The following is a 24,080-nucleotide window of genomic DNA, read 5'->3' as shown; positions in this document are numbered from 1 at the left end:
ACGCGGAGCTTGCCGCCGATTCGCGATATCTGACGGAACCATCAGGCCGTCATCACGACGCGACTCTAAGGCACGTCCCGCAGCACCACGGCGAACTGCTCCAAATCCTCGGCAGTCGTGTCGACGTGCGGTGAGATCCGCAGCACCGGCTTGGTCATCTCGAACGGTGCCCGCGCGAGTTCGCATGCGGTGGTGACGATTCCGCGTTCGGCGATCAACCAGGCCCGTACCGCCGCAGGGTCGGCGCCGGCAGTGGGTTCCAAAGTAGTGATCGCGGTGGGCTCATCGACGGGTTCCACGACCCGCCATCCCGGCACCCCGGCCAACACCTGCCGCGCCGCGCGACCCACCTCGGCAAGCCGACCCCGGACGAGTTCCGGCCCAGCTGCCAGATGTTCTCCCAGAGCAACCGAGTAGCCGATGCGGGTCGCGGCATTGTGCTCACCGTGTTCGAAGCTCTGCAGCACCGTCACCGGCACGTCCCACGACGCCGGCGGCACCCGCCGCTGCAGCCGCGCAACCAGTTCCGGCGCCACCGCGAGGAATCCCACGCCGCGCGGTCCGGCCAGCCACTTGCGCGACGACGAGTAGATCGCATCGGCACCGACGTTGCAGTCCAGATGCCCGAACGCCTGCGCGGCATCCACCACGATAGGAACGCCCGCCGCGCGGCAGACCGCGACCATCGCGGCCAACGGCTGGGCCACCCCGCGATGGCTGGCCAGCGCCGTGAAGTGCACCAAAGCTGGTGAATCAGAGGCGAACTGGCGGGCCGCCGTGTCGACATCAACGCGGCCGTCCCCGTCGACGGGCAACGCACGCACCTGGAAACCGTTGGCGGCCATGACCGCGAGGTTCGGCCCGAACTCGCCGGGCAGGCAGGCAAGGGTGCGCTCCCCCGGCCAACTGCCGAGCAGCAAGTCCAATGAGTGGTTGGAACCCGACGTGTACACCACATCGGCGGCGTCGAGTCCGGTCAGTGCCGCGACCGCTGCCCGCCCCGCCGCGAGCACAGGTGCAGCCGCTTCGGCGGCCACATACCCGCCGACTTCGGCCTCATGGCGAGCATGCGCGGCGACGGCATCGATGACCGCAAGGCTCTGCCGCGAGCAGGCACCGCTGTCGAAATGCAGGCCGGCGACCTTGGGGCGGGCTTCGGCCCACTGCTGGGCGAGGCTCATTTCACCGCCAGCGACAAGCCGAAGTCACCGGCTTCATCGGTCCACCAATGAGTCTGCCGCAAACCGGCTTTCGCCAGTTCATCGGCAACTCCGTCAGCCCGGAATTTGCAGGACACCTCGGTCAGCATCTCCTCACCGGCGTCGAATGCGACGTCGAGATCCAAGCCGGAGATCCTGACCTGTTGTGGCGCGTCTGCCCGTAGCCACATCTCGATGCGTTCCTCGTCGGCATTCCACTTCGCGACATGCTCGAAGGCGTCGAGGTCGAAATCGGCGTCGAGCTCGCGGTTCACCACCGACAACACATTGCGGTTGAACGCCGCGGTGACGCCTGCACTGTCGTCGTAGGCGCGGACCAACCGGTCGGCGTCCTTGACCAGGTCGGTGCCCAACAGCACGCTGTCACCGGGCTGCAGGGTCTCGGCCAGCGATGCGAGGAAATCAGCCCGCGGACCGGGCGTCAGATTGCCGATCGTCGAACCGAGGAACGCCACCAGGCGGCGCCCGACCGGCGGAATCTTGCCCAGGTGTTCTTCGAAATCACCACACACCGCATCGATTTCGATTCCCGGATACTCCTGACCGATGGCATCGCCGGCAGCCCGCAACACACCGGCGTCGACGTCGAACGGGATGAAGCGACTCAACTGCCCGCCGTCGCGCATCGCGTCGAGCAGCATCCTGGTCTTCTCCGAGGTGCCGCTACCCAGCTCGACGAGAGTGTCCGCCCCGGCGGCCGCGGTGATCTCCGAAGAGCGGTCTCGCAGGATCTGCGCCTCCGTGCGCGTCGGGTAGTACTCGGGCAGCCGGGTGATCTGGTCGAACAGGTCGCTGCCCACCGAATCGTAGAACCACTTGGGCGGCAGCATCTTCGGCGACTGCGCCAGCCCGTCGCGCACATCGCGGCGCAGCGCGGTGGCCGCCGAATCGGCGGCCAGATAGTTGGACAGGCTGAGCGTCATACCGAACCTTTCAGTGGGGTGAGCTCGACATGCGAGTCAGAGACGTGCACCAGGTGGCGGTCCGGGATGTCGGACCAGCCGGGATCGTCGTCGTAGGGTTCGCTCGCGAGCACGACGCCGTCCGGCAGTTGCAGCATCGACAGGGTATCGCCCCAGGTGGTGGCCACCAATCGAGAACCGTTGGCGGCCAAGATGTTCAGCCGGGCATTCGGATCCAGCGCGCCGACTTCGGCAATCGTCTGCCCCAGCGCATCCAGGCCCCGGGCGAAGATCAGCGCCGCCAGCACCGCGCTGTCCACGACGGATTCGGCCTCCCCGGTCAGCGGCAGAACCGCACGGTCCACCACTCCGTTGTGCGACAGCAGCCATTGCCCGTCGGTGAACGGCGCCGAGGCCGAGGGTTCGATCGGCATGCCGATGGTCGCCGAACGCACGGCCGCGACCACGCATCCACTGCTCAACGCCGGCGCCACCGAGGCGAACGACGCGTCACCCCACAGCGGTTTGTCACTGCGCCACCGACGCGCCACACCGTCAGGCGAGAAAAACCCTGCACCCCAACCGTCGGCGTTCATCAACCCGTGCTTCTGCCGACGCGGTGCATACGACTGCACCAGGAGGCCCTGCGGCGGATCCAACACCAGCGAGGCCACCGATCGCGGCGCGCCCAGCCACCCGATATGCCGGCACATCAGAGAGCATCCCAGGCCAGGCGTACACCCGAGAAAATCTGCCGCCGGATCGGATGGTCCCAGTTGCGGAAGCTCGGTCGCAGGATATCGGCGGACACCGCCCACGCACCGCCGCGCAGCACCCGGTAGTCGCCGGCCCCATTGCCGTCGAAGAAGGGCTCGGTGTAGCGGTCATAGACCATCGGGGTGAAGCCTGGCCACGGCCGCAGCGGCGACGTGGTCCACTCCCAGACATCGCCCAACATCTGCTCGACGCCGTAGGCTGACGCGCCGGCCGGATACGCCCCCACCGGAGCGGGCCGACGCGCCTCACCCCCGAGGTTGGCCAGCGCCTCGGTGGGTTCGGAAGTGCCCCACGGGAACCGGCGACGGGCTCCGGCCACCGGATCCCAGGCGCAGGCCTTCTCCCATTCGACTTCGGTGGGCAGCCGGGCTCCGGCCCAGGCGGCGTACGCCTCGGCCTCGAAGAAGGTGACGTGCTGGACCGGTTCGTCGGCCGGGATGGTCTCGATGTGGCCGAACCTGGTACGGGTGCCGTCGGGGCCCCAGAACTGAGGTGCGGTCAGACCGGCCTCCTGGCGATGCGCCCACCCGCGCGAAGACCACCAACGGGGCTGCTGATAGCCGCCGTCGTCGATGAATTCGCGCCATTCGGCATTGGTGACCGGGACGCGCCCGATATAGAAGGGAGGCAGCTGGACGATATGCGCCGGACGCTCGTTGTCCAGTGAATGCGGTTCCGTCAGTTCGTCGACGCCGAGCACGAACGGCCCGCCCGGGATCAGCACCGAGGTGCCGGCCAGCCCGGGCCGGCCGGTGGGCAACGCGCTGCCGGCGTCGAGCAGCGGCGGCCCGGACCGCAGGTTCAGTGCCTGCAGCATGGTCTCGTCGTGCTGGTTCTCATGGCTGATCACCAGACCGAAGTTGAACCCGGAGTCATCGGCGTCCAGGGAATCGAGCGCGTCGAGTGCACGCGATCTGACCGTCGCGCAATAGGTTCGTGCGTCTGTCGGTGGCAGCAGCGGAAGTTCGACGCGGCTGGCGCGGGAGTGCACGAAGGCGTCGTAGAGCCGGTCCACCTCCGGGGCCAGCATGCCCGGACGGTCCGCGTTGCCGCCCCGCAGCAGCCACAACTCCTCCTGCTGACCGATGTGGGCGAGATCCCAGACCAACGGGCTCATCAACGGGCTGTACTGGCGATGCAGTTCGGCATCGTCGAAGTCGACCAGGCGCAGGGTGCGTTCCCGCGCTCTGGTGAGCTGCTGAGCCAGCGCCTCGCGTGTGGTCAAAGCTCACCCTTCACCAGTAGGCCCATCGCAGAAGCGATTCCGTGAGCCACCACCCGATCGGCGAAATCGTCGGCCGGGCAGCGTCCCTCCTGGACCGAACGCGTCAGCTGCGCCATCGATTCCGCCAACCCCGCCGGGGCCCGCTGCGCCGCGGCCGACACACATGCGACCGCCGATTCCTGCAGCCGGCGATCGGCCAGTCCGATGCGGGCGGCCCGGTCCCATGCGGTGGCCACCGGCGCCGTCGCCTCGGTCGCGATCGCGGCGGCCCCCGGATCGTCGAGGAGAGTGGTCAGCGTGAACACCACGGCGGGCCACAAGGCGTCCGGCACGCTGTCGAGATAGCGGATCTCCAGCCAGCGCCGCGGCCGCACCGGCGGGAACAACGTGGTCAGGTGATACTCGAGGTCCGCTTCGGTGGGACGGCGGCCGCCGAGCACCGCGCGTCCGTCGGCCCAGTCGGCGAACGGGACCCAGTTGGTCACCGGGACGGCATCCGGGGTGTTGACGAGCATCACCGGCGCCCGCAGCGCATAGCGCGCCCAGTCACTGACCGGATCATCGCCGTCGGCGCCGAGGATCGGCCCGCAGCGCGCGGAATCCAGCTGCCCCCACACCCGCTGCCGAGAGGACTGCCAGCCGGTGAACTGTCCGCCGAGCATCGGCGAGTTCGCGGTGATGGCGATCATCGTCGGACCTAGCGCGTGGGCCAGCCGTACCCGCTGAGCCCAGCCGTCCCGCGGGCCGGCGTCGAGGTTGACCTGAACCGACGCGGTCGACGTCATCATCGCAGCGCCCGCCTCGGCCGATCCGCTGGCCGCGAAGAACTGCTCCATGGCCTCATAGCGCGGGCCGGGGTTGACCCGTTGGGTGGGCCGTACCGGATCGGCGCCCAGCAGGACCAGGCCCAGACCGCGGTGTTCGAACTCCGAACGCAGCACGGCTCGGTCGGCCAGCAGGCCGGTGATCGCTGCCGAGGGGCCGTCGGCAGGCGGTCCGGACAGTTCGATCGCACCGCCCGGCTCGACGGTGATGCGACTGCCACCGGGCAGCGCGGGAATCGAAGCGATGACCTCGGAGAGCTCATCCCAGCCCGGGCGCCGCAGCGGATCCTCGACGTCGAAACAATGCGCCTCGATCTCCAGACCCACCTGCCCGACCGGTACGTCGTCCAGACAGCAGGCTTCGATGAAGTCAGCGGCCTGTTCGGCACTGGTGAACTCGACGGGAGTGAGCCGAGCGGGACCAGCCCTGACGGGTTCTGCCATGGCCACCACCCTCCCGGACGTCACCGTCTCAAACGGCTCGGTTGTGTTCCATCATCCAGATAGCACCGACAACTTCTACTGCCCCAAGGTGTTCTGCATGGCACCGGCAAGGACATTGACCGCGGGGCCGGCGTTGCCGGACTGGCATACCTTGGCTTGTAGCAGGACGTTTTCCCGTTTGCGGGTGGTGTTGAAACAGCGACGGTCCGTGCCGGCTTCCTGTTTCACCCAATCGGCGTCGGTGGCGCTCGCCGGGCCGCCGGTGAAGGTCCACACCTGGGTGACGAAGTTGTCCAGGTGCATCGCGGTGGTCTGGCCCGAGCACCCGTTGGTGCGGTCCACCACCCGATGGAACGCGCGGTCCGCGGCCTCCGGTGTGGCGAACACCCCGACAGCCTGCTTGACGTAATGGCTCTGGTCGTCACCCGCCGTCTGCGTGGTGGCGCCGTTGAACGAGGCGAGATCCGGATCGTTGTACACCTCGGGCAGGCCGATATCGGCCCAGTTGTTGCACACCGGGTTCTCGACCGAGAAGCCTTGGAAGGGGACGGTGAACTCGGACTCCCACGTCATCGGGGCACCGATGATGTTGCCCACCGAACCCTTCGGCATGACGGCATAAGACACCACACCAGGATCCGAGGGACGCGCACCAGCAGGTGCAGCCAATGCCAGCGCGAGACCGGCCAGCCCGAAACCGACAGTCAGGGCACGCATGGCCTCGATCATGCCAGTTAGTGAACCGTGCGCGTGCAGTAGGTTCGCGCCGGCGACGGATAAGGCCAGGCGTAGTGCCCGGTTTCGGCGGGACAGGCCGAACCGTCCCGCACGTCGAGACGCCTGGTCACCTCGACCATCACACCCGGGCCACGGTCGGAGCGCACCGCGCAATCAGCCAGCTCCACCACGCCCGCGGGCATGCCGAGTTCATAACAGTGATTGGCCACCAGATTGGGAACCAGACACAGCCGCGCGGTCGACGGGTCGGCGAGTTCGGCAGGCAGATGCTGATACTCGGCGCTCGGGCAGGCCCCGGTGCCGTCGGCGATGGCCCCGACGGTGTAGCTGGGGTCGACGTTGCAGGACACCTTGCCGGCCCGGGTCACTTCGGGGGCTGCTGGTGTGGTGGCCGGGACACTCACGCAATCACCCACAGCGAAGACCATGGCCGCGCCGCGCTCGGGTTCGGATTCGGCGCCCGCACCGCAGCCGGCGGCCAGCACCGGCACCGCGACCAGCGCGGCAACCACCACCAGCCGATTGCGCGTCATGGTTAGCGAGAATCTCACGATTCCCAGTCGCCTGCCCAGCGCTTGGCCGAATACCGCCGAATACCAAGGCGCCCCGGCCACAAGGGGAGGTGGCCGGGGCGTCCGTTGGGCTGCAGAGTGGTCTTATGTGGTGACGGCGGCCTTCTGGCAATCGGCACAGATTCCCCAGAACACGACCTCCGCCTCATCGACGGCGAAACCGGCCAGGTCAGACGGCTCCAGGCAGGGCGCCTCCCCCACCGCGCAGTCGACATCGGCAACCACACCACACACCCGGCAAACCAGGTGATGATGATTGTCGCCGGCGCGCGTCTCATAACGTGCCGAGGAACCGGCCGGTTCGATCCGACGGACCAGGCCCGCGTTGACGCAGGCCCGCAGGACGTCGTAGACCGCCTGGGTCGACACCGAACCGAGGTTCTCGCGGGCCAGCCCGGCCACATCGTCTGCAGTCGAATGCGGATGGTCGGCCAGCGCCTGGAGAACCGCGACCCGCGGTGCAGTCACGCGCAGCCCAGCAGCCCGCAACAGGGCCTTGGGGTCGTGTTGATGCACCGTGGTCACGGCTCCAGTATGCGCGCTCTTTGGAGTCAGTCCAAAAGAGTGGGCTGTGATTATGGTCGCGCAGGCGATGCCGGTGTCGGCGGGGTCTCAGGACGCTCAGAGCCGCTACCCGGACCACCGGGGCCACCGGGACCACCCTGTCCACCCGGACCGAACCCGCCGGGGCCACCCGGACCCCACGGCGGCATCATGCCGTGGCGCGGCCCCATCTGCCCCGGACCACCTCCGGGTCCACCGTGGTGGAACATCATCATGCCGCCACGGTCATGGCCGCCGCGATGGTGATGACCATCGCCACCGCCGGAATGTGCGCCTAGGAAGAAGCCGGTGCCGAAGACGACAGCGACGATGAAAACGCTGCCGGCGGCAATGCCCACCCACGCGAGCGCTTGCATGAGCCGGCTCGGCTTGTTCTCGGCGGGCGGGGCGGGAGGGACGACCACGGTCGCCGGCGCTGCCGCGACTGGTTCGGTCGCGGGATCGGAAGGTGTTTCAGTCATGTCACGAGCATGCGAGCACTGCTGAGGTGCAGATCAAGAATTGGCTGTGAATCAGCTTTGAAAGTCCCGGGAGCTACTGCTCAGGTGGGTCCGCGCCGCCGCTTTCCACACCACGGCTGCGCGGACGCACGAACCACAGCCCCACGGTAGAAAACGGCGTAAGGCGTGCCAAGCGTGCCCCGGCTACTGCTCCCAAGGCTTGAACGGATTCACCGCGTACTGGATCACGCGGTACGGGGTGCCGCCGCGGGCCATGGTGTTCCACTGGCTGATGAAGACCCTGACCTGATCCAGCGTGGATCCCGGTGAGATGTAGCCGCCGTAGGGCTGGGCCAACTCGTTGATCTCCGGCGGGGGCAACGCGTCGACAGGGTCAGGCCAGGCGCTGGCGAACACCACTGTGGTTACGGGTGCGGTGCCCAAACCCGTGGGGTCGTAGGCGACCCGCACCTCCATGTTTCCGTTGGTGGCGTTGAAGTAGGACAGCACCGGCTTGCCATCGATCTGGCGGATGCTCATCTCGCCCACCCGGTCGGAGAACAACGCGGTCGGGGGCTTGCCCCAGCCACCCGCCGACGACCAACCCTGCCAGCTCGCACGGTCGGTGAAGGTCTTCGGGCTGGCCCGGTACAGGAAAGGCGGACCGCTGCGGTCGAAATTGTTGGCCACGATGTACACCCACCCGCTCGGTGAGTCCGGCGCCGGGACCGGGTCGTAGTAACCGGTGATCTGCGTCTGGGCCCCGCCCTGGTACTTGGCATCACGTACCGAACCGGGCACCGTAGGCCAATTCGGCCGGGCCGCATCGGCTTTCACCAATCGGGAGCTCTGCGGCCGGAGATCCTTGGTGGTGGTCACCAACATGTAGTTCTCGCGGTTAATTGAGATCACGCCGGCAGGCAACTGCGACGAACCGGCCGGCGCGGCGTCGGCCAGCAGCGGTTTGTCCACCCCGGTAACGCCCCGGTAGCGCACGCCGCCGGCATCCTCGATCGAATCGGCATCGACGTGCAGCGCTACCGGCGAGTGCCAGCCGCCGAAGCCCACGGCCTGTCCCGCGAAGCTGTCACCGCACACCTGGAGCACCCGGCTGGGGAACTCCATGAACTCACACAGATCCGTCGCGCCGATACCGTAATCACGGGTGGGCGTACCGGTTCCGGCACTCGGGCCGATCCGCAACACCTGACCCGGAGCCAGCGGCGGCACGACGAGATCCCCGAAGCCCGGGGTTGCACCTGCTGCCGGCATCGCCGAAATGGCATTCCAGCAGAGAAAGATCGAGAGAACGCCTGCTGGAATGCGGTTTCGGCGCAAGGCGACGCTTAGAGCTCGGCGGCCAGCAACTCGGCGATTTGAATCGTGTTCAGCGCAGCACCTTTTCGCAGGTTGTCGCCGGACACGAACAATGCCAGGCCACGCCCCTCGGGCACACCCGGGTCTTGCCGGATCCGGCCGACCAGGGACTCGTCGATACCGGCGGCGGCCAACGGGGTCGGAACATCGACCAGCTTCACACCCGGCGCAGCGCCCAACAGTGCCTTGGCGCGCTCGACCGAAAGCGGCTGAGCGAACTCGGCATTGATCGACAGCGAGTGTCCGGTGAACACCGGAACCCGCACACAGGTACCGCTGACCAAGAGCTCGGGGATGCCGAGAATCTTGCGGCTCTCGTTGCGCAGCTTCTGGTCCTCGTCGGTCTCGCCGGAGCCGTCGTCGACCAGTGAACCGGCCAGCGGGATCACGTTGAACGCAATGGGCGCGACGTATTTCACCGGCTGCGGGTACTGCAGAGCCGAGCCGTCATGCACCAGCTGCTCGGCACCGTCGACCACCGCGCGGGTCTGCGACGCGAGCTCCTCGACACCGGCCAGCCCACTGCCCGACACCGCCTGATAGCTCGACACGATCAACCGGGTCAGCCCGGCCTCCTCGTGCAGCGGCTTGAGCACCGGCATCGCGGCCATGGTGGTGCAGTTCGGGTTGGCGATGATGCCTTTAGGCCGGTTGCCGCCGTCGCGCTTGAAGTTGACCTCGCTGACGACGAGGGGTACCTCGGGGTCCTTGCGCCAGGCCGACGAGTTGTCGACGACGACGGCGCCCGCCGCGGCGAACCGCGGGGCCTGCACGCGCGACATCGTCGCACCGGCGGAGAACAGGGCGATGTCGAGACCCGACGGGTCGGCGGTCTCGCTGTTCTCGACCTCGATCTCCTGGCCGCGGAACGTCAGCTTCTTGCCCTCGGAACGGGCTGAAGCGAAGAACCGGACCGAGCTGGCCGGGAAGTTCCGCTGCTCCAACAGGGCGCGCATGACCTGGCCGACCTGGCCGGTGGCACCGACAATCCCTATTCGCGGACCGCTCGAAACCATCTCAGCGCCCCGTTCCGCCGTAGACCACGGCCTCGTCGTCGCCGCCCAAGTCGAACGCGTCATGCAGGGCGGAGACAGCGGTGTCGAGATCCGTGTCCTTCACCAGCACCGAGATGCGGATCTCCGACGTGGAGATCAGGTCGATGTTGACGCCGACCTCGGCCAGCGCCTCACAGAACTTCGCGGTGACGCCGGGATGGCTGCGCATGCCCGCGCCGACCAGCGACACCTTGCCGATGTGGTCGTCGTACAGCACCTGGCTGAACCCGATTTCGTCCTGCAACGAGGTCAGCTTCTGCACCGCGCCAGGCCCGTTGTCCATGGGGCAGGTGAAGGTGATGTCGGTCTTGCCGTCCTCCACCTTGGAGATGTTCTGCAGCACCATGTCGATGTTCACGTCGGCGTCGGCGACGGCGCGGAACACCCTGGCGGCATAGCCGGGCACGTCCGGGACGCCGACGACGGTGACCTTGGCCTCCCCGCGGTCGTGGGCTACTCCGGTCAGAAGGGCGTCTTCCATGGGGATGTCCTCGATCGATCCTTTGACGATGGTGCCGGGCTTGTCCGTGTACGACGAGCGCACGTGAATCGGAACGTTGTACCGGCGGGCGTATTCCACGCAGCGCAGCATGAGCACCTTGGCGCCGCACGCGGCCATCTCGAGCATCTCCTCGAAGGAGACGGTGTCGAGGTGGCGGGCATTGGGCACGATGCGCGGGTCGGCGGTGAAGATTCCGTCGACGTCGGTGTAGATCTCGCAGACGTCGGCTTTGAGGGCGGCGGCCAGCGCGACGGCGGTGGTGTCGGAGCCGCCGCGGCCCATGGTGGTGACGTCCTTGCTGTCCTGGCTGACGCCCTGGAACCCGGCGACCAGCACGATGACGCCCTCGTCCAGCGCATCGCGCAGGCGGCCGGGGGTGACGTCGATGATCTTGGCGTTGCCGTGGATGCCTGTGGTGACAATGCCGGCCTGCGATCCGGTGAACGAGCGGGCCTGCGCACCGAGGGACTCGATGGCCATCGCGACCAGAGCATTGGAGATGCGCTCACCCGCGGTGAGCAGCATGTCCATCTCACGCGCCGGCGGGGCCGGGGAGACCTGACGGGCCAGGTCGAGGAGGTCGTCGGTGGTATCGCCCATCGCGGAGACCACGACGACGACATCGTTGCCGGCCTTCTTCGTCTCGACGATGCGCTCGGCCACGCGGCGGATCCGATCGGCATCCGATACCGAGGATCCGCCGTACTTCTGTACGACGAGCGCCACTGTCTAACCCTTCAGAAAGCTGGATTGAGTCCCACACAGAATAAGGGAGACGCGCACGCGGTTTTCCCCGCCGGTAGCTTGGCTGATGTGCCTGACACGCCGAACGGCCGCCTGGCCAGCACCAGCGTGCCGATCCACCCCGACCTCGCGGCCCGTTGGAGCCCCCGGGCCTTCGACCCCGACGCCTCCATCAACGCTGACCACCTCACCGCACTTCTGGAGGCCGCGCGCTGGGCAGCCAGCTGGGGCCACCGCCAGCCGGTGCGGTTCGTGGTCGGGATCAGAGATGACGAGACATTCACCACACTGGCCGGCCTGCTCAAGCGCGGCAACAGCTACGCCCATGCGGCCTCGGCGCTGGTTCTGGTGTGTACGGACCAGGGAGAAGATGCGAGGACGGCCTTATATGCGGCAGTCGACGCCGGAGCGGCGATCGCGCAACTGACCGTCGAGGCGGTGTCCCGCGGGCTCGTCGTCCATCCGATGGCCGGCTTCGACGTCGAGGGCGCCCGGGCAGCGTTCGGCATCCCGGAAGGCGTGCGACCGCTTGCCGTGGTTGCGGTGGGGACGTTGGGTGACTATTCCGAAATGGGAGAAGAAATTGCCGAGCGCGACGGCCGACCCCGGGAGCGGTTGCCGCTGGAGCAGATCACATTTGGCACGCGTTGGGGAATTCCGCTCGACTGACAAATTCGTACAGGATTGACGCTACCGTTGGATCCATGGCAGAGCACATCGACCTACTGCTCGACGCCCGACATATCAATCAGAGCGGTATCGGCACATATATCCGGACCGAGTTGCCGACCGTAGAGAAGACGCTGGCCCAACAAGGTCTTTCGCTCGGCGTGCTCATCGACGAGGGTAAGGAACCGCCACTGGACGGCGGCACCACAGTGGCATTCGCGAAGCCGTCGAACGCGGGGATGTACTCGGCGGGCGAGCAGCAGGTGTGGCGTCACGCCTTGAAAAGCCTTCGCCCGAGGGCGTTGTGGCTACCGCACTACCCCTTTCCACTTGCAATTCTCGGCCGTGGCAACAGCCATACGAAACTATTTGTCACGATTCACGACATCTTGCATCTGCAACCTCAGAGTGTCTCCGGGAAGAATTTCGCGTACCGCGCCTACGCGCGCGCGATGATCTCCATGGATGCACGGAGGTGCAGAAAGATCTTCACACCGTCACAGGCGACCGCGAAGGCTTTGGCCGAGGTATCGCCGAAAGCGCAGACGGTAGTGACGCCGATCCCGGTCGGAGAAGCCTGGCTCACCTCTTCGGACGCTGCGTTGACCCCCGTGGAGGGCAGGTACATCCTCTTCGTCGGCAATGCCAAATGGCACAAGAACCTTCCTATCCTGTTCGAGGCGTTTCGAGAGATCGCCTCGGAGATCCCGCAAAAGCTGGTGATCGCAGGCGCAGGTGAGTCGGTCCGAAACCTCGACGAGCGCCTTGTGGGCTACGCGACCGAGCTGGCCGACCGGGTTCAGATGATCGGGAGATTGGAGTTCGAGACGCTACGGGCGATGGTCGCAGGCGCAGATCTATTGGTAATGCCCTCCCTTTACGAGGGTGCTGGACTACCACCGCTCGAGGCGATGGCATCCCACACAGCCGTTTTGGCGTCGAGCATCCCTTCGTTGCGGGAAACTTGCGGCGATGGCGCCGAGTACTTCGACCCCTACGCCTACCGAACACTGGCTGAGCTTCTCCGCACATACTGCCGCGACGACACCGCCAGGTCAGGTTTGGTTGAGCGGGGGTGGGCTCACGTGAACAGCAGGCAGTGTCAGATCAAGCCCACCACCGCGGCGGAAACCATCTGCGCAGAACTTCTCGGGACGGGGCGGTGACCATTCCCAGGCGATCGGTCCTCTCCGTCCTGCCAGCTCTGACAGCAATGGCGGGTTTGGCACCGAGGGCGTCGGCCGCGCGGTCCGTGGTGAACGTCCGTGATTATGGGGCCAAAGGTGACGGCGATACCGACGATTCAACCGCAATCCAGGCCGCTGTCCGGGCAGTGCGACCGGGCAGCATCTTGTACTTCCCTAAGGGGCGCTACCGGTTCGCGGAGCCAAATCCCGATGGTGCGGCCGCAGTTGCCATCTCGGCAATCTCGAACGTAGAGATCAAATTCGATACCGGTGCCGAGCTCCTCATGGACAACCTGGACGACAAGGGCATGGGAGCAGGCCACGCAATCCTGATACAGGGTCCGGCGTCGCACATCTCTCTGAGCAACGTAAAGATTCGTTGGGCGACAAAGGCGCCCCGGTCGATGGGTGACGGCATCCGTATCGTCGGATACCCCGTCGACAACACGTCGCCCATTGGCTGGACCGGTCCGCCTGCACCGGTTGGCAACGTCCGGATCTCCCACTGCGAGGTCCAGTCCAGCCCGCAGGCAGGCGTCATCCTCATGGCGGTCTCCGACGTCAGCGTCACCGACCTGCGGGTCCACGACACAGCTGCCGACGGTTTGCATTTCAACGCGTGCCGCCGGGGACATGTCGACGGTTATACGGTCACCGACAATGGGGACGACGGCCTGGCACTGGTCACCTACTATTCCGATCAGCCGGCATACGACAGCGCAGCACAGACGTTTGCTTTCCCGGGCCTCACCGCGTGGTCAAATACCGATTTCACGATCAAAAATGTCACCGTTTCCGGCGGACGCGCCAACGGCGCTCGATTCGCAGGCGCCAACGGTGTGGTACTCCGCGGCCTGACCGTTCGGGGAAAGACGTATGGAGCCGGAGTCGTAGTGGACTCAAGTGCAGAGATCGACTCCGGCACCGATTGGCGGTACGTGGCTTCCCGCGGCCTGAAACTTGAGGGAGTCACAATCGCCGACTGCGAAATGGGCGTACAGGTACTGGCACGGTCAGGGGCTGGCGGCGACAGCAGATTCACCGAGTTCGGCGTTTCCGTCGTCGACGCGAGCATCCACAATTGCAGCAATTGGGCCGTGCGGGCCGAGTCCCTTACCGACCAATCGATCACCGGCTTCCGACTGACCGACTGTGTCGTGGACGCTACGTCCACCACCGGCGGCAACGGTGGAATCGGCTTGGGCCACACCCGAGACATCAGTTTCGGCAAGATCTCGGTCACGCACTCTCAGCCGATTGTCACCTTCAGCGCGAACGACACGAGCAATCTGACGATCTCCGCACTGCAACTCTCCATCAGCCGGGTCGGTCAATCCGACGACGCTCCGACGCCGAGCGCGATCTTCGACAATTGCGAAGGCGCGATCCACACGATGCGAGTCAGTTGGCCAGGGGCGCCCACGTCATGGACGCCCGTACAGATCAAGAAACAAGCCAATGTTGTCGACCGGACAGTTACGGCACAGCCGGTCGCCATCAGGAAGCTCTTGGTGCATCCGACCACTGTGGTCAACCACGTGCGCACGACCTAGGTCGTCCCCACGACACCTGACGGAGAGGAAACACATGGCACAACAGACCATCCGCAAAGCCGTCATTCCCGCGGCCGGCATCGGTTCACGCCTGCTGCCCCTGACCAAAGCCATCCCCAAGGAGATGTTGCCGGTCGGCGACAAGCCTGTCATCGAACACACGGTGCGAGAGCTGATCAACTCCGGCATCACCGACATCACCATCGTGGTCTCCGGTGAGAAAACATTGATACAGGAGCACTTTCGTCCGAATGCGACGCTCAGGGACCAGCTGCGAAGAGACGGAAAAGACGCATACGCCGACGCCGTCGAAGAAGTCGGGCAGCTGTCCGCCCGCGGCCACATCACCTATCTCCATCAGCACGGTCCATACGGCAACGGCACCCCAGTGCTCAACGCCTCACGCTCATTCGGCGATGAGCCGGTGCTCGTGCTCTGGCCCGACGATGTGTTCGTCGCCGAAGTGCCCCGCGCCCAGCAGCTGATCCGGGCCTACGAGCAGACGGCATCCCCCGTGTTGGCGTTGATGCCTATGGCCCCCGAGGACTCACGTCGGTATGGCGTGCCGATCATCAAGGAGGATCTGGACGGCGGGCTGCTGCGGATCACCGGCATCGTCGAGAAACCGCAGCCGAACGAGGCTCCGTCGGATTACGCCGCGATCGGCGGCTACGTCATCACACCCGGTGTCATCGACGAATTGCGCCAGCAGACCAAACGCTGGTACGAGGGCGATCAGACCGGCGAGATCTACCTGACCGACGCCATCAACGCCTACGCCAAGGACCATGCCGTCTACGGCCAGGTGATCCAGGGACATTGGTGCGATACAGGCAATCCCGCCGACTATCTGGTCGCGCAGTTCGCCTTCGCATTGGCCCACCCCGAATACGGCCCGGTTCTACGCGATCTGGCGGCGCAACTCGACGGACCGCTGTTGCACACGATCGCACACGAAATCGGAGGGGACAGGTGATGTCGGACAGCAGAATCGCCATTGTCCACGAGCGCTTCACCGAGATCGCTGGGTCGGAGCAAGTAGTCGAACAACTAGCGCTGCAATGGCCTGATGCTGAAATCTTCGCCGCGATAACCAAACCGGGCAGTATCCCGGACGGCATCACCCGACCTCCGCATGCAACGTGGCTGAACTCCGGCTACCGCCTTCTCGGGCAACGCTCGTATGCGCCGCTTGCGCCGCTGATTCCGGCAGCTTTCCGCCACATGGATCTGCACGACTTCGACGTCGTGGTGGTGAGCCATCATGCCTTTGCCACTCAAGCGGTGTTCGCAACGGATGCTCCGGTCATCGCCTACGTGCACAGCCCGGCTCGGTGGGCATGGGAACCCTCCATGCGCGCCCAAGAGGCAGGCGGGTGGGCCGGCGCGGCCGCCCTCGCAGTTCTGGGTCGCATAGCCAAGAGAGGCGAAAGTGCGGCCGCACCGAAGTTGCGCCACATCGTCGCCAATTCGACGGCGGTAGCCCAGCGAATCAGCCAATGGTGGAACCGTGATTCGACGGTGGTTCACCCACCTGTCGACACCGAAGGGTTTACCCCGGACCCGTCGGTCGAACGCGAGGACTTCTTCCTCCTCGCCGGGAGGCTGGTGCCGTACAAGCGACCGGACCTCGCGATCGCCGCGGCAACCCGAGCTGGTGCGCGGCTCGTGGTCGCCGGAGACGGGCGATCGATGAAGCAGTGCCAAGACCTTGCGGGTCCCAACGTGACGTTCCTCGGCAGAGTCCCACACGACCAGTTGCTCAGCTTGCACCGCCGTGCGCGCGCATTGCTCATGCCGGGGATCGAAGACTTCGGGATCGTGCCGGTCGAGTCGATGGCAACCGGCACGCCCGTGATCGCACTCGGGGCAGGGGGCGCCCTCGACAGCGTCGTCCCGGAGTCCACTGGGGCGCTCGTCACTCCGGGTAGCGATCACGAAGTAATCAACGGATTCGTCTCGGCCATGAAGACCTTCGATCCTTCGGCGTACGACGGCGCTCACATCCGAGAGTGGGCAGAAGGATTCTCGGAGGCCAACTTCCGGGCGAAGATGCAAAAAGTCTTGGACGAAGTGCTGGGTTGACGTATCCGCCTTCGGGCGTCGAGTGAGCCCCAAGCCCTAGCCGACGCCCAGACGATTGGTGACCGAGGCCGGTGTCACGGTCAGCTCCTCTACCGCCAATGTCTGCGCCCTGAACGTCTCGATGGTGAGCTGAACCGGAATCCATGATGCGGGTGCCTGCGGCCAACTGACGTCCATCGAGGTGATCCTGCCCTCGCAGTTGTCGAAGTACGCGCACGGTATCGACAGATCCTCCGGTTGGGTCGCCTGGGTAACCGCCAGCTTCAGCGTGTCGACCGCCAGGCCATGTGTATTTTCCGCGAGGAAGATCACGGCTAGTTCGGAATGGGTAACCGAAACCTTGTCGAGAGTCAGCCCACGCGTGTTGCCCAGTCCCACACCACCGTTGCCCTCGGACACCGATATCGCGCCGACGGTACACGTGGAGAGTCCAAATCCGGTGATGGGTTGCGCCGTCAGGGATTCCGCCCGTACCGCCCAGTTGGTGCAGTTGCGAATTTCCGCGTTGCGCGCGGTCACGTCGAAATCGGTGAACCGGCCGTCCGCGCGGGAACCCGGACGCGCAAGCACCTGGATGCCCATCTCGCAGCCGGAAACGGAGATGTCTTCCAGCCGCACGCGACGAGACGCCACATGCTGCCACTCGCTTTCCGCGGTGATCTCGGCCGTCGAGTCGACCATGACACCAGCTCCGCCTCGCTTCTCCCGCACGCTCAGCGTGCTGAGCTGTACTCGATTGGCACCCGAGAGTCGAACGCCGTTGGCCCGTCCACCGGAAATCTTGACATCCGTGATCGCGAAATCCGCGTTCGACCAATCCGTTAGTTCGGGGAAGGCGAAGGTCTGCTCATTGCTCTTGAAGAGGGGTGGATCGGAATACTCGGTCACCAGTGCGAGTCCGTCGTCGCCGTTGTCGGTTGCGGTCAGTCGGCGGATGCGCGCGCGTCGGCACGCGTTGAAATGCAGGCCGTCGGCGGATGTGTCATGGACCTGCAAGTCGGTCACATCGATATCAGACGCCCCGATGACGATCACGCCGGCCTGCGGACTGGAGCGGATCTCGCAGCCCGACAGGGCCACATTGCTGACCGGGGCCGGCTCTCCACTCCAGCCGCGCGGTGGGCCGCCAAGTCCAGTTGGATAGCCGATGATCCTGATCCCGTCGCCCAGTGAGCGCGGCGGCCGGGATGACCACCGAATCTTCACATTGCGTAGTGCGATGCGCGAAGCCGGACCGGTGATCAGGATTCCGTGGCTGGTCCCTGTGCCGTCGTCCTCATCGAGGTTGTCCATGACCAGTTCTGCACCACTGTCGAATTCGATCGCTACATCGGAGATTCCGGTGATCGAAATCGCGGCCATGCCGGGCGGGTTCTGCTCGGCGAACCTGTACTTCCCGCTCGGGAAGTACAGGGTGTCGCCCGACCTCAGCACTCGAACCGCCGCCTGGATTCCCGCTGAGTCGTCGGTCTCACCATCTCCGGTGGCGCCGTAGTCGCGCACGTTGACTGAAAACTCCCTCTTTGCCGGCACATACCCCGCCAATGCTGCCAACGCCACCGCGGATAGCACCGATCGTCGGGGGATGCTCACCGCTTCGCTCCGTCTGTCAACTCATACCAGCGGCTGTGTTCCGCTTCGACCCGAACGGCCAGCGTGCCGCGATCACCGCACAGCCCACCGTCGACAGCAGCAGGAAGATGACGAAGCCGTAGCTCACGATCTGGATGCGCCATACCTCGGAGAAGCAGTAGGCCAAGACGCCGCCCGATGCTGCGATCATGGTGTTGTAGCGGACAATCTTGGCCAACAGGAATCCGCAGAATCCGTAGAGGAGAAATGTGTAGTACCAGCCCCATGCCCCGAAATCGGCATAGGTGTCGGCGAATACGGAGTTCGTGAAGAAACTGGGTCCGAATGACGCGGAGTAGCCGTAGACCTCGTCACCTTTCCAGCTGTTGTCCTTGGACACCTTGTTGAACTGCAGGAACGTCGGCTCGATTGCGTTGAAGGAATCGACCGGATCACCGTTCTTCTCCCAGGTTCCCAGCATGATCGCACCCGCACCCCCGAGCGACACCTGTGCGGGAACAGACAGGTATGCACCCATCTGGAAGAAGTTCATCTCCGCCGGATTGGTGATGCCGGCATCGCGATAGTAATTGGCATTACGGAAATAGTTGAGCGCCGCCAGGAGAGAGAACCCGACGACGAGAATCGCGATCATCGCCATCCAAAGGCGACGCCGGCCACCGGGCCGGCGTGAGGGACTCGCTGTCTTTGCCCAGATCACGAGGTAAACGACGGTTGCCATCAATAACGACAACCGACTCGATATCACCGCGTCCAACAACAGCAGAGCTACACCAGCGGTCATCAACGGCCAACCGATGACTTTCTTCCGCCACAGGTAGATGCCCAGTGGAGCGGCGAGGATAGGGGCGTAGCGAAGTGTTCCGATGCCGGCGGATTGGGAGATGGACTGGCTGAACGCATTTGCCTGCTGGGAGGTCAGTGCGCCGAGGATCGAGGTGGCGCTCGCGATCTGGACGTAGGTGTAGCCGACGCCGACGGTTGCGATGGCCGATATCAGCAGGAAGTATCGCTTTTCGAAGCGTGGACTGGCCGTCGCTGCCATCACCCTTTGGCTGGGTGGCCGGCCCGCCGAACCGATCCGCCAGCCCAGGGTCGCCACCGCGACCATGGTGGCATACCACAGCACCAGCAGGACAATACCTTTCGGCTCGACCGATGAGGGTATCTGCCAGCCTGAGAGCTCGTCGAACGGACCGAAGCGGTATGAGCGGTTGCGCCAGGCCGCCAACGCTACCCATGCGGTGAAGGACATTGCGACCGGGCCCAGGATGAACAAGGCTGGGGTGAACCACCTCGGCATGACCGAAGTTGTTGCAGCCGAGCCTAATTCACTATTGAACACCATCGCCGCCGGTTGCCGACCGCCGACCGGATCGCAGCTTGCGGGCCACCACATCGACGGCCCCTTCGAAATCAGCGATATATCTGCGCGCCACCTGGCGGTACAACATGCCGGTGAAGATCTCGGCGATCACGAACGCGAGGAAGATGGCGATAGTCGAGTGCCAGACAAACATGAACGCCAGCCCGATCGCGAGATATGCCACTGTGCTGACCGCGCGGCACCAGAAGACGACGGTGGTCTCCCCCGCTTTTCGCAAGGCAGCGAACGGAACGGTGGACAGCAGCATCAAGCCCTTCCACAGGCAAGCCAGCAGCAGGGCGATTACTCCGACATTGCTCCAGGCGGGTCCGAAGACGAGCCGACCGAACCCACCGAAGGCTGCGATGAGGACAGCGACAAGACCCGCCACGAAGATCACGCCGACCATGGCTGCCTCACGCATGTTCGCGTGGGACAGCAGGCGGTATCTGCCGTAGGCGATGATCGGTTCCAAGGCACCCGACACCGTCGAGATGACTCGAAACGCCACCGAGGACGCCGGGCCCATGGCAACCAGCACGGCAGACGTCATGGCCGGCACAACGGCGCCCACCACCGCCGTCTCTGCCGTGACCCAACTGGCCTTGCCGAGGTCAGGTGGCATCCCCGAACGCCCGAACGGGGTACGTGGCAGGTAGCGCATCAATGTCGCGGCAACGGCACCCGCCGCCAATACCCGAACACTGTGGCCGTTGTGTCCGATAGCGAGTACCAGCGCAATCACACCGGAGACGATCAGGGTCATCGAGGCCACCGCTTCGCGTTTCCATCTGCCGCTGACCATTCCGATCGAGCGGCCCACCAGCATGCCGGTCATCAACCCGATCGCGCTGATGATCAGCACGGCCGGTATCGCGACAGCTGGCCCGAAGATCAGTAGCGCCCCCGATCCCACGCTCACCAAGGCGACCCATATCGGCAGGCAGAAGTTCTGGTCGGCTCCCGGTGTGGCGAGACGTCCTTCGATGATGAACGCATTGATCAACTGGGCTACATATACGCCCACGGTCAGCGCGAGCGCCAGAAAACCCTGCACCTCGATCGGCGCGAGCCGGGCGTAGACGGCGATGAAGATAGCGGGAAAGATGTTCAGGCCCAGTCCGGCGATGACCTGCACCACTGCATGGAACGCCTTGCTCTCAAGCAACCTTCCGGTCAAGGACACCTCCCGTTACGAGCGGCCGGACACTTAGTCGTCGGGGCTGTCAGCATGGTGTACCGGTCCCCGATCCGACATACGGCGGAAGTACCACCACGGCAGCGAGGTGAAGACTGCGCTCAGGGGGGCGTCGCTCGATGCCGCCGACGAGAGGGCGAGGTGAACTTGCTCATCGGTGTCGACGCCGAGGCGGGAAACCAGGACAAGGTCGGTGGCCGAGGCGATCGCCTCGGGAATCGATTCCGATGCACCTATCGGCCCGGCCTTCACGATGACGGTCGTCTCGGGATCCGGCCGGGTGCCCAGAACGTTCGTCAGATGCACCGGCCCGCGCTCGGCTGCGGCCAATTCCAGCACTGCCGCCACTGTGGAGGTCCCCGACGAAGGCGAAGCGCCGATGAGGACAATCGTCCGGCCTGCGGCCGGTGCGCCCAGTTGCGCATACAGCTTGCGACCGAGGGTGATTTGGTTGTCGCCCCACTCCGAGCGGGGTGGCTGTTGGAGATCGACCACCGGAATGAGGATGCGGTCGACAGAATCGGCCAGGCCAGATGCACCCGAAGCCAGCGTCACGCGTCCGGACCGCTTTCTGCGGGCCATAAGTATCAACGGGGCCAGCGCGCCACCCAAGAAGCCGCCGAGGACCGCACCGATCAGCAACCGGTGGGAGCTCACATAGTCAGGTGTCGGCGGCTCCAGCACTGGCAGCGTGCCGGCCTGCGCGGCCTGCAGCCGAATCCGGTCGCGCACCTCCCGTATTTTCTGGATTTCGTCCGGATTGTTCGCGGCCTGCTCCGACTGGTCCAGTCGCGGAAGGATGGTCTGCAGCTGCCGATCGGTTCGCGCCGCCACCTGTTGCCCATACAGGTCGATGGTTGTCTGCACTGCCCTGATCGCGTCGGGGCGCGAAGGGGAGGTGTTGGTGATGGACACCACCGATGAGCGCCCCTCCTGCACCACCTTCAGTTTCGGGGGCTTGGTGAGGCCGAGCCGCGCGCCGACCGCCTGCGCAAACCCATCGCCTGTCAGGTAGGCCACCTCGCCTGCCACATACCGTTCTGTGTTGTCGGGAAGGACGGGTGTCGATTGGACCGCCCCGCCGGCAATGGCCACCAGGTCCGGCGGTTCCTTGATCCGCACGAGCGCCGTTGCCGTCGTGTCCGCCGCCATCGCGCCGAACAGAAAGGCACCGAGAATCGCACCAATTCCAACGCCGACGAGTGCCCCGGCAAGCAACTGCGTGAACCAGTCGCGTGCCTCGAACTTCTTGGCAGTCGTCAAAGCATTTGCTGAGGCCGATACGTTCACTGCGGTCAATATGCACCTTTACGCTTCAGAACAGCGCCAACGGTACGCCAGATGATCACCAGATCCCCAACGACCGACCAGTTGCCGGCATACGACACATCGAGCCGGACCCGGTCCTTGTCCTCCAGGTCCGACCGCCCAGACACCTGCCACAACCCCGTCATTCCAGGTTTGACATGTTCCCGGTGCTCGATGAAGGCCGCGTCCGATCCCGCTTCTCCGACGGCCAGCGGCCGGGGCCCGACGACGCTCATCGACCCCCCGAGCACATTGAACAGCTGGGGTAACTCGTCGATACTCGTGGCTCGGAGAACCTTGCCGACCCTCGTCACACATGAATCGGAGGTTCGTTTGTGGAACATGCTGCCGTGCCGGTGGCTTTCCGGCTGCGCCGTCTTATCCGTATCCACGTACATGCTTCGCAACTTGATGATCTTGAACGGCTTGCCATTCATTCCCACCCGTTGCTGTTTGTAGAAGACGGGGCCCCGGTCATCGAGTTTGATGGCCAGCCCGGCGAGCGCGATGACCGGAAGCGCCACTACCAATCCAATGACCGACAGGACGACATCCAGCACTCGTTTGGAAACCATCGACATGGCGTCATGGGTGGGCTCTTCGACAACGAACAACGGCAAATTCTCAAGCGGTCGCAAGTGCAGCCGGTGGGCGGCCACCTCGGTCAATCCTGGGACGACGATGAATTCAGTGTTGATCGCCTGCATTCGCCACGCCAAGAACTTGACCCGCTCGGGCGCCAAATGCCCGGAATAGACCACCGCGAGAGTGTCGGCTCCCGCGGATTCCACCGCGGCCTCGATCTCACTGTCGTCGTTGAAACCGAGGATGGGAACGGATCCGGCGGGCAAATCGACATTTTGTCCGATCCGATCACCGGCGTCGGGGAAACATACGCCAACCACCCGGTACCCGGCACTCGGCGAACGAGCAAAGTATTCACTCAACGTACGCGCCGCGCCGGGTTCGCCCAACGCCACGACGCGGGAGATGTACTCGCCGTGTTTCCTGCGTCGGCGCACGTCGGCTCTCAACAGAAACCTGGCGAGGGTCAGGCCGAGGGCCCCGAACGCGAACGCGGCGAACTGCAGACGCGAAACCGGGTTGGAGAGGAATACGTCGGCCGTCGCGGTCAAGAAGAAGGTCGCGAACGTGGCCACCGCAACACGCCGAAACTCCTCGGCCTGCTGACCCACCAACGAAAGATCACGCGACTGCGTGTAACTGAGCGCAGCGAACCACAGGATGCCGACGAACGCGGCAAAAATCGTTGAATGCAGAGTGTCAGCGAACCCGCGGGTATGCCGCAACGATCCGAGCCATTCGGCAAGAATGCCGGTAGCCACAAGGACCAACACGTCGGCGAGCACCACCCGCCGGTGATACGCGGTTCGCCACCTACGGGCTTGGGCCCGCGCCTGCGCGGGTGCGACATCCGGACTGCCGAAAGAGTTGGCCTTCACCTCGGGTGACGTGGTCAGATGCTCATTCATCGGCGGTCCACCAGACGTTGGGTCGGGACGAAAACTCGGCATATGACATGTGGCCGTCTCCTTCACCCGCCACATTACGTCCCGTGATTATGGCCCGTAAGTTTTGGCTCGACAACGATTTCGGTTGCCGAACATCCGGGCGAACCCGACCGCTTGGCCCGCCACTCGCCGGTATAGTCCGACGCCAGTGTGGGTTTCCGCAAAACGGGAGAATCGTGAATCCGATCCGTACATCGTCCTCGCC

Annotated in this window: 22 protein-coding genes; 5 read left to right on the top strand and 17 right to left on the bottom strand. The window is 65.0% G+C overall.

Annotated elements, in window-relative coordinates; all coding sequences use genetic code 11:
* Window positions 1–65: 65 nt before the first annotated feature.
* From egtE to ACZYZF_RS18700, 12 genes are all read right to left on the bottom strand, one after another.
* Window positions 66–1,181, bottom strand: coding sequence for an ergothioneine biosynthesis PLP-dependent enzyme EgtE (gene egtE, locus ACZYZF_RS18755; RefSeq protein WP_463836464.1), 1,116 nt, complete (start codon window positions 1,179–1,181; stop codon window positions 66–68).
* Window positions 1,178–2,143 carry an L-histidine N(alpha)-methyltransferase gene (gene egtD, locus ACZYZF_RS18750; RefSeq protein ID WP_463743850.1) on the bottom strand — a complete coding sequence of 322 codons (966 nt, stop codon included), beginning with the start codon at window positions 2,141–2,143 and terminating at the stop codon, window positions 1,178–1,180. The genes egtE and egtD overlap by 4 nt, the downstream gene beginning before the upstream one ends.
* Window positions 2,140–2,835, bottom strand: coding sequence for an ergothioneine biosynthesis protein EgtC (gene egtC / locus ACZYZF_RS18745; RefSeq protein ID WP_463836463.1), 696 nt, complete (start codon window positions 2,833–2,835; stop codon window positions 2,140–2,142). Before egtC ends, egtD begins: the two co-directional genes overlap by 4 nt.
* The gene (gene egtB / locus ACZYZF_RS18740; RefSeq protein ID WP_463743848.1) at window positions 2,835–4,124 is read right to left on the bottom strand and encodes an ergothioneine biosynthesis protein EgtB; all 1,290 of its coding nucleotides are present in this window, start codon (window positions 4,122–4,124) and stop codon (window positions 2,835–2,837) included. The genes egtC and egtB overlap by 1 nt, the downstream gene beginning before the upstream one ends.
* Window positions 4,121–5,392, bottom strand: coding sequence for an ergothioneine biosynthesis glutamate--cysteine ligase EgtA (gene egtA, locus ACZYZF_RS18735; RefSeq protein WP_463836462.1), 1,272 nt, complete (start codon window positions 5,390–5,392; stop codon window positions 4,121–4,123). Before egtA ends, egtB begins: the two co-directional genes overlap by 4 nt.
* A 75-nt stretch (window positions 5,393–5,467) precedes the next feature.
* On the bottom strand, window positions 5,468–6,109 hold the full coding sequence (locus ACZYZF_RS18730) for a sensor domain-containing protein (protein ID WP_463836461.1): 642 nt from the start codon (window positions 6,107–6,109) through the stop codon (window positions 5,468–5,470).
* 17 nt (window positions 6,110–6,126) lie between these two features.
* Complete coding sequence (locus ACZYZF_RS18725; RefSeq protein ID WP_463743845.1) at window positions 6,127–6,663, bottom strand: LppU/SCO3897 family protein; 537 nt, start codon at window positions 6,661–6,663, stop codon at window positions 6,127–6,129.
* Window positions 6,664–6,786: 123 nt separating this feature from the next.
* Window positions 6,787–7,227 carry a Fur family transcriptional regulator gene (locus tag ACZYZF_RS18720; RefSeq protein ID WP_463743844.1) on the bottom strand — a complete coding sequence of 147 codons (441 nt, stop codon included), beginning with the start codon at window positions 7,225–7,227 and terminating at the stop codon, window positions 6,787–6,789.
* A 50-nt stretch (window positions 7,228–7,277) separates the two neighbouring features.
* Entirely contained in the window at window positions 7,278–7,727 is a 450-nt protein-coding gene (locus tag ACZYZF_RS18715; RefSeq protein ID WP_463836460.1) for a hypothetical protein, read from the bottom strand.
* 183 nt (window positions 7,728–7,910) lie between these two features.
* Window positions 7,911–8,978, bottom strand: a complete 1,068-nt coding sequence (locus ACZYZF_RS18710; RefSeq protein ID WP_463836459.1) for a DUF4185 domain-containing protein — start codon at window positions 8,976–8,978, stop codon at window positions 7,911–7,913.
* A 74-nt stretch (window positions 8,979–9,052) separates the two neighbouring features.
* Window positions 9,053–10,099 carry an aspartate-semialdehyde dehydrogenase gene (locus tag ACZYZF_RS18705; protein ID WP_463836458.1) on the bottom strand — a complete coding sequence of 349 codons (1,047 nt, stop codon included), beginning with the start codon at window positions 10,097–10,099 and terminating at the stop codon, window positions 9,053–9,055.
* A 1-nt stretch (window position 10,100) separates the two neighbouring features.
* Window positions 10,101–11,366 (bottom strand): aspartate kinase, encoded by a 1,266-nt coding sequence (locus ACZYZF_RS18700; RefSeq protein WP_463743840.1) that lies wholly within the window; start codon window positions 11,364–11,366, stop codon window positions 10,101–10,103.
* 87 nt (window positions 11,367–11,453) lie between these two features.
* Here ACZYZF_RS18700 and ACZYZF_RS18695 point away from each other — a divergent pair, with 87 nt between their 5' ends.
* The 5 genes from ACZYZF_RS18695 (at window position 11,454) to ACZYZF_RS18675 (ending at window position 16,878) form a co-directional block, all read left to right on the top strand.
* A complete protein-coding gene (locus ACZYZF_RS18695) occupies window positions 11,454–12,053 on the top strand; it encodes a nitroreductase family protein (RefSeq protein ID WP_463836457.1) in 600 nt (199 codons plus the stop codon).
* 35 nt (window positions 12,054–12,088) lie between these two features.
* Entirely contained in the window at window positions 12,089–13,219 is a 1,131-nt protein-coding gene (locus ACZYZF_RS18690) for a glycosyltransferase family 4 protein (RefSeq protein WP_463743838.1), read from the top strand.
* Between the two features lie 89 nt (window positions 13,220–13,308).
* Window positions 13,309–14,793 carry a glycosyl hydrolase family 28-related protein gene (locus tag ACZYZF_RS18685; protein WP_463743837.1) on the top strand — a complete coding sequence of 495 codons (1,485 nt, stop codon included), beginning with the start codon at window positions 13,309–13,311 and terminating at the stop codon, window positions 14,791–14,793.
* A gap of 34 nt (window positions 14,794–14,827) precedes the next feature.
* Window positions 14,828–15,769, top strand: a complete 942-nt coding sequence (locus ACZYZF_RS18680) for a UTP--glucose-1-phosphate uridylyltransferase (protein ID WP_463836456.1) — start codon at window positions 14,828–14,830, stop codon at window positions 15,767–15,769.
* Window positions 15,769–16,878 (top strand): glycosyltransferase, encoded by a 1,110-nt coding sequence (locus ACZYZF_RS18675; protein WP_463836624.1) that lies wholly within the window; start codon window positions 15,769–15,771, stop codon window positions 16,876–16,878. The genes ACZYZF_RS18680 and ACZYZF_RS18675 overlap by 1 nt, the downstream gene beginning before the upstream one ends.
* Window positions 16,879–16,914: 36 nt before the next feature.
* Here ACZYZF_RS18675 and ACZYZF_RS18670 read toward each other — a convergent pair whose 3' ends face one another.
* From ACZYZF_RS18670 to ACZYZF_RS18650, 5 genes are read right to left on the bottom strand one after another with little or no spacing between them, the layout of a single operon-like run.
* A complete protein-coding gene (locus ACZYZF_RS18670) occupies window positions 16,915–18,471 on the bottom strand; it encodes a glycosyl hydrolase family 28-related protein (protein ID WP_463836455.1) in 1,557 nt (518 codons plus the stop codon).
* A gap of 16 nt (window positions 18,472–18,487) precedes the next feature.
* The gene (locus ACZYZF_RS18665; protein WP_463743834.1) at window positions 18,488–19,774 is read right to left on the bottom strand and encodes a hypothetical protein; all 1,287 of its coding nucleotides are present in this window, start codon (window positions 19,772–19,774) and stop codon (window positions 18,488–18,490) included.
* Window positions 19,775–19,805: 31 nt separating this feature from the next.
* Complete coding sequence (locus ACZYZF_RS18660; RefSeq protein ID WP_463836454.1) at window positions 19,806–21,023, bottom strand: MATE family efflux transporter; 1,218 nt, start codon at window positions 21,021–21,023, stop codon at window positions 19,806–19,808.
* A 24-nt stretch (window positions 21,024–21,047) separates the two neighbouring features.
* On the bottom strand, window positions 21,048–22,298 hold the full coding sequence (locus ACZYZF_RS18655; RefSeq protein ID WP_463743832.1) for a hypothetical protein: 1,251 nt from the start codon (window positions 22,296–22,298) through the stop codon (window positions 21,048–21,050).
* A 32-nt stretch (window positions 22,299–22,330) separates the two neighbouring features.
* Window positions 22,331–23,836: a sugar transferase gene (locus ACZYZF_RS18650; RefSeq protein WP_463743831.1), complete on the bottom strand. Its 1,506-nt coding sequence runs from the start codon at window positions 23,834–23,836 to the stop codon at window positions 22,331–22,333.
* Between the last annotated feature and the right edge of the window lie 244 nt (window positions 23,837–24,080).

Source organism: Mycobacterium sp. IDUB_24 (assembly GCF_055419385.1).
The sequence above is the reverse complement of the archived record's forward strand: the minus strand, read 5'-3'. Positions and strand labels throughout refer to the sequence as shown.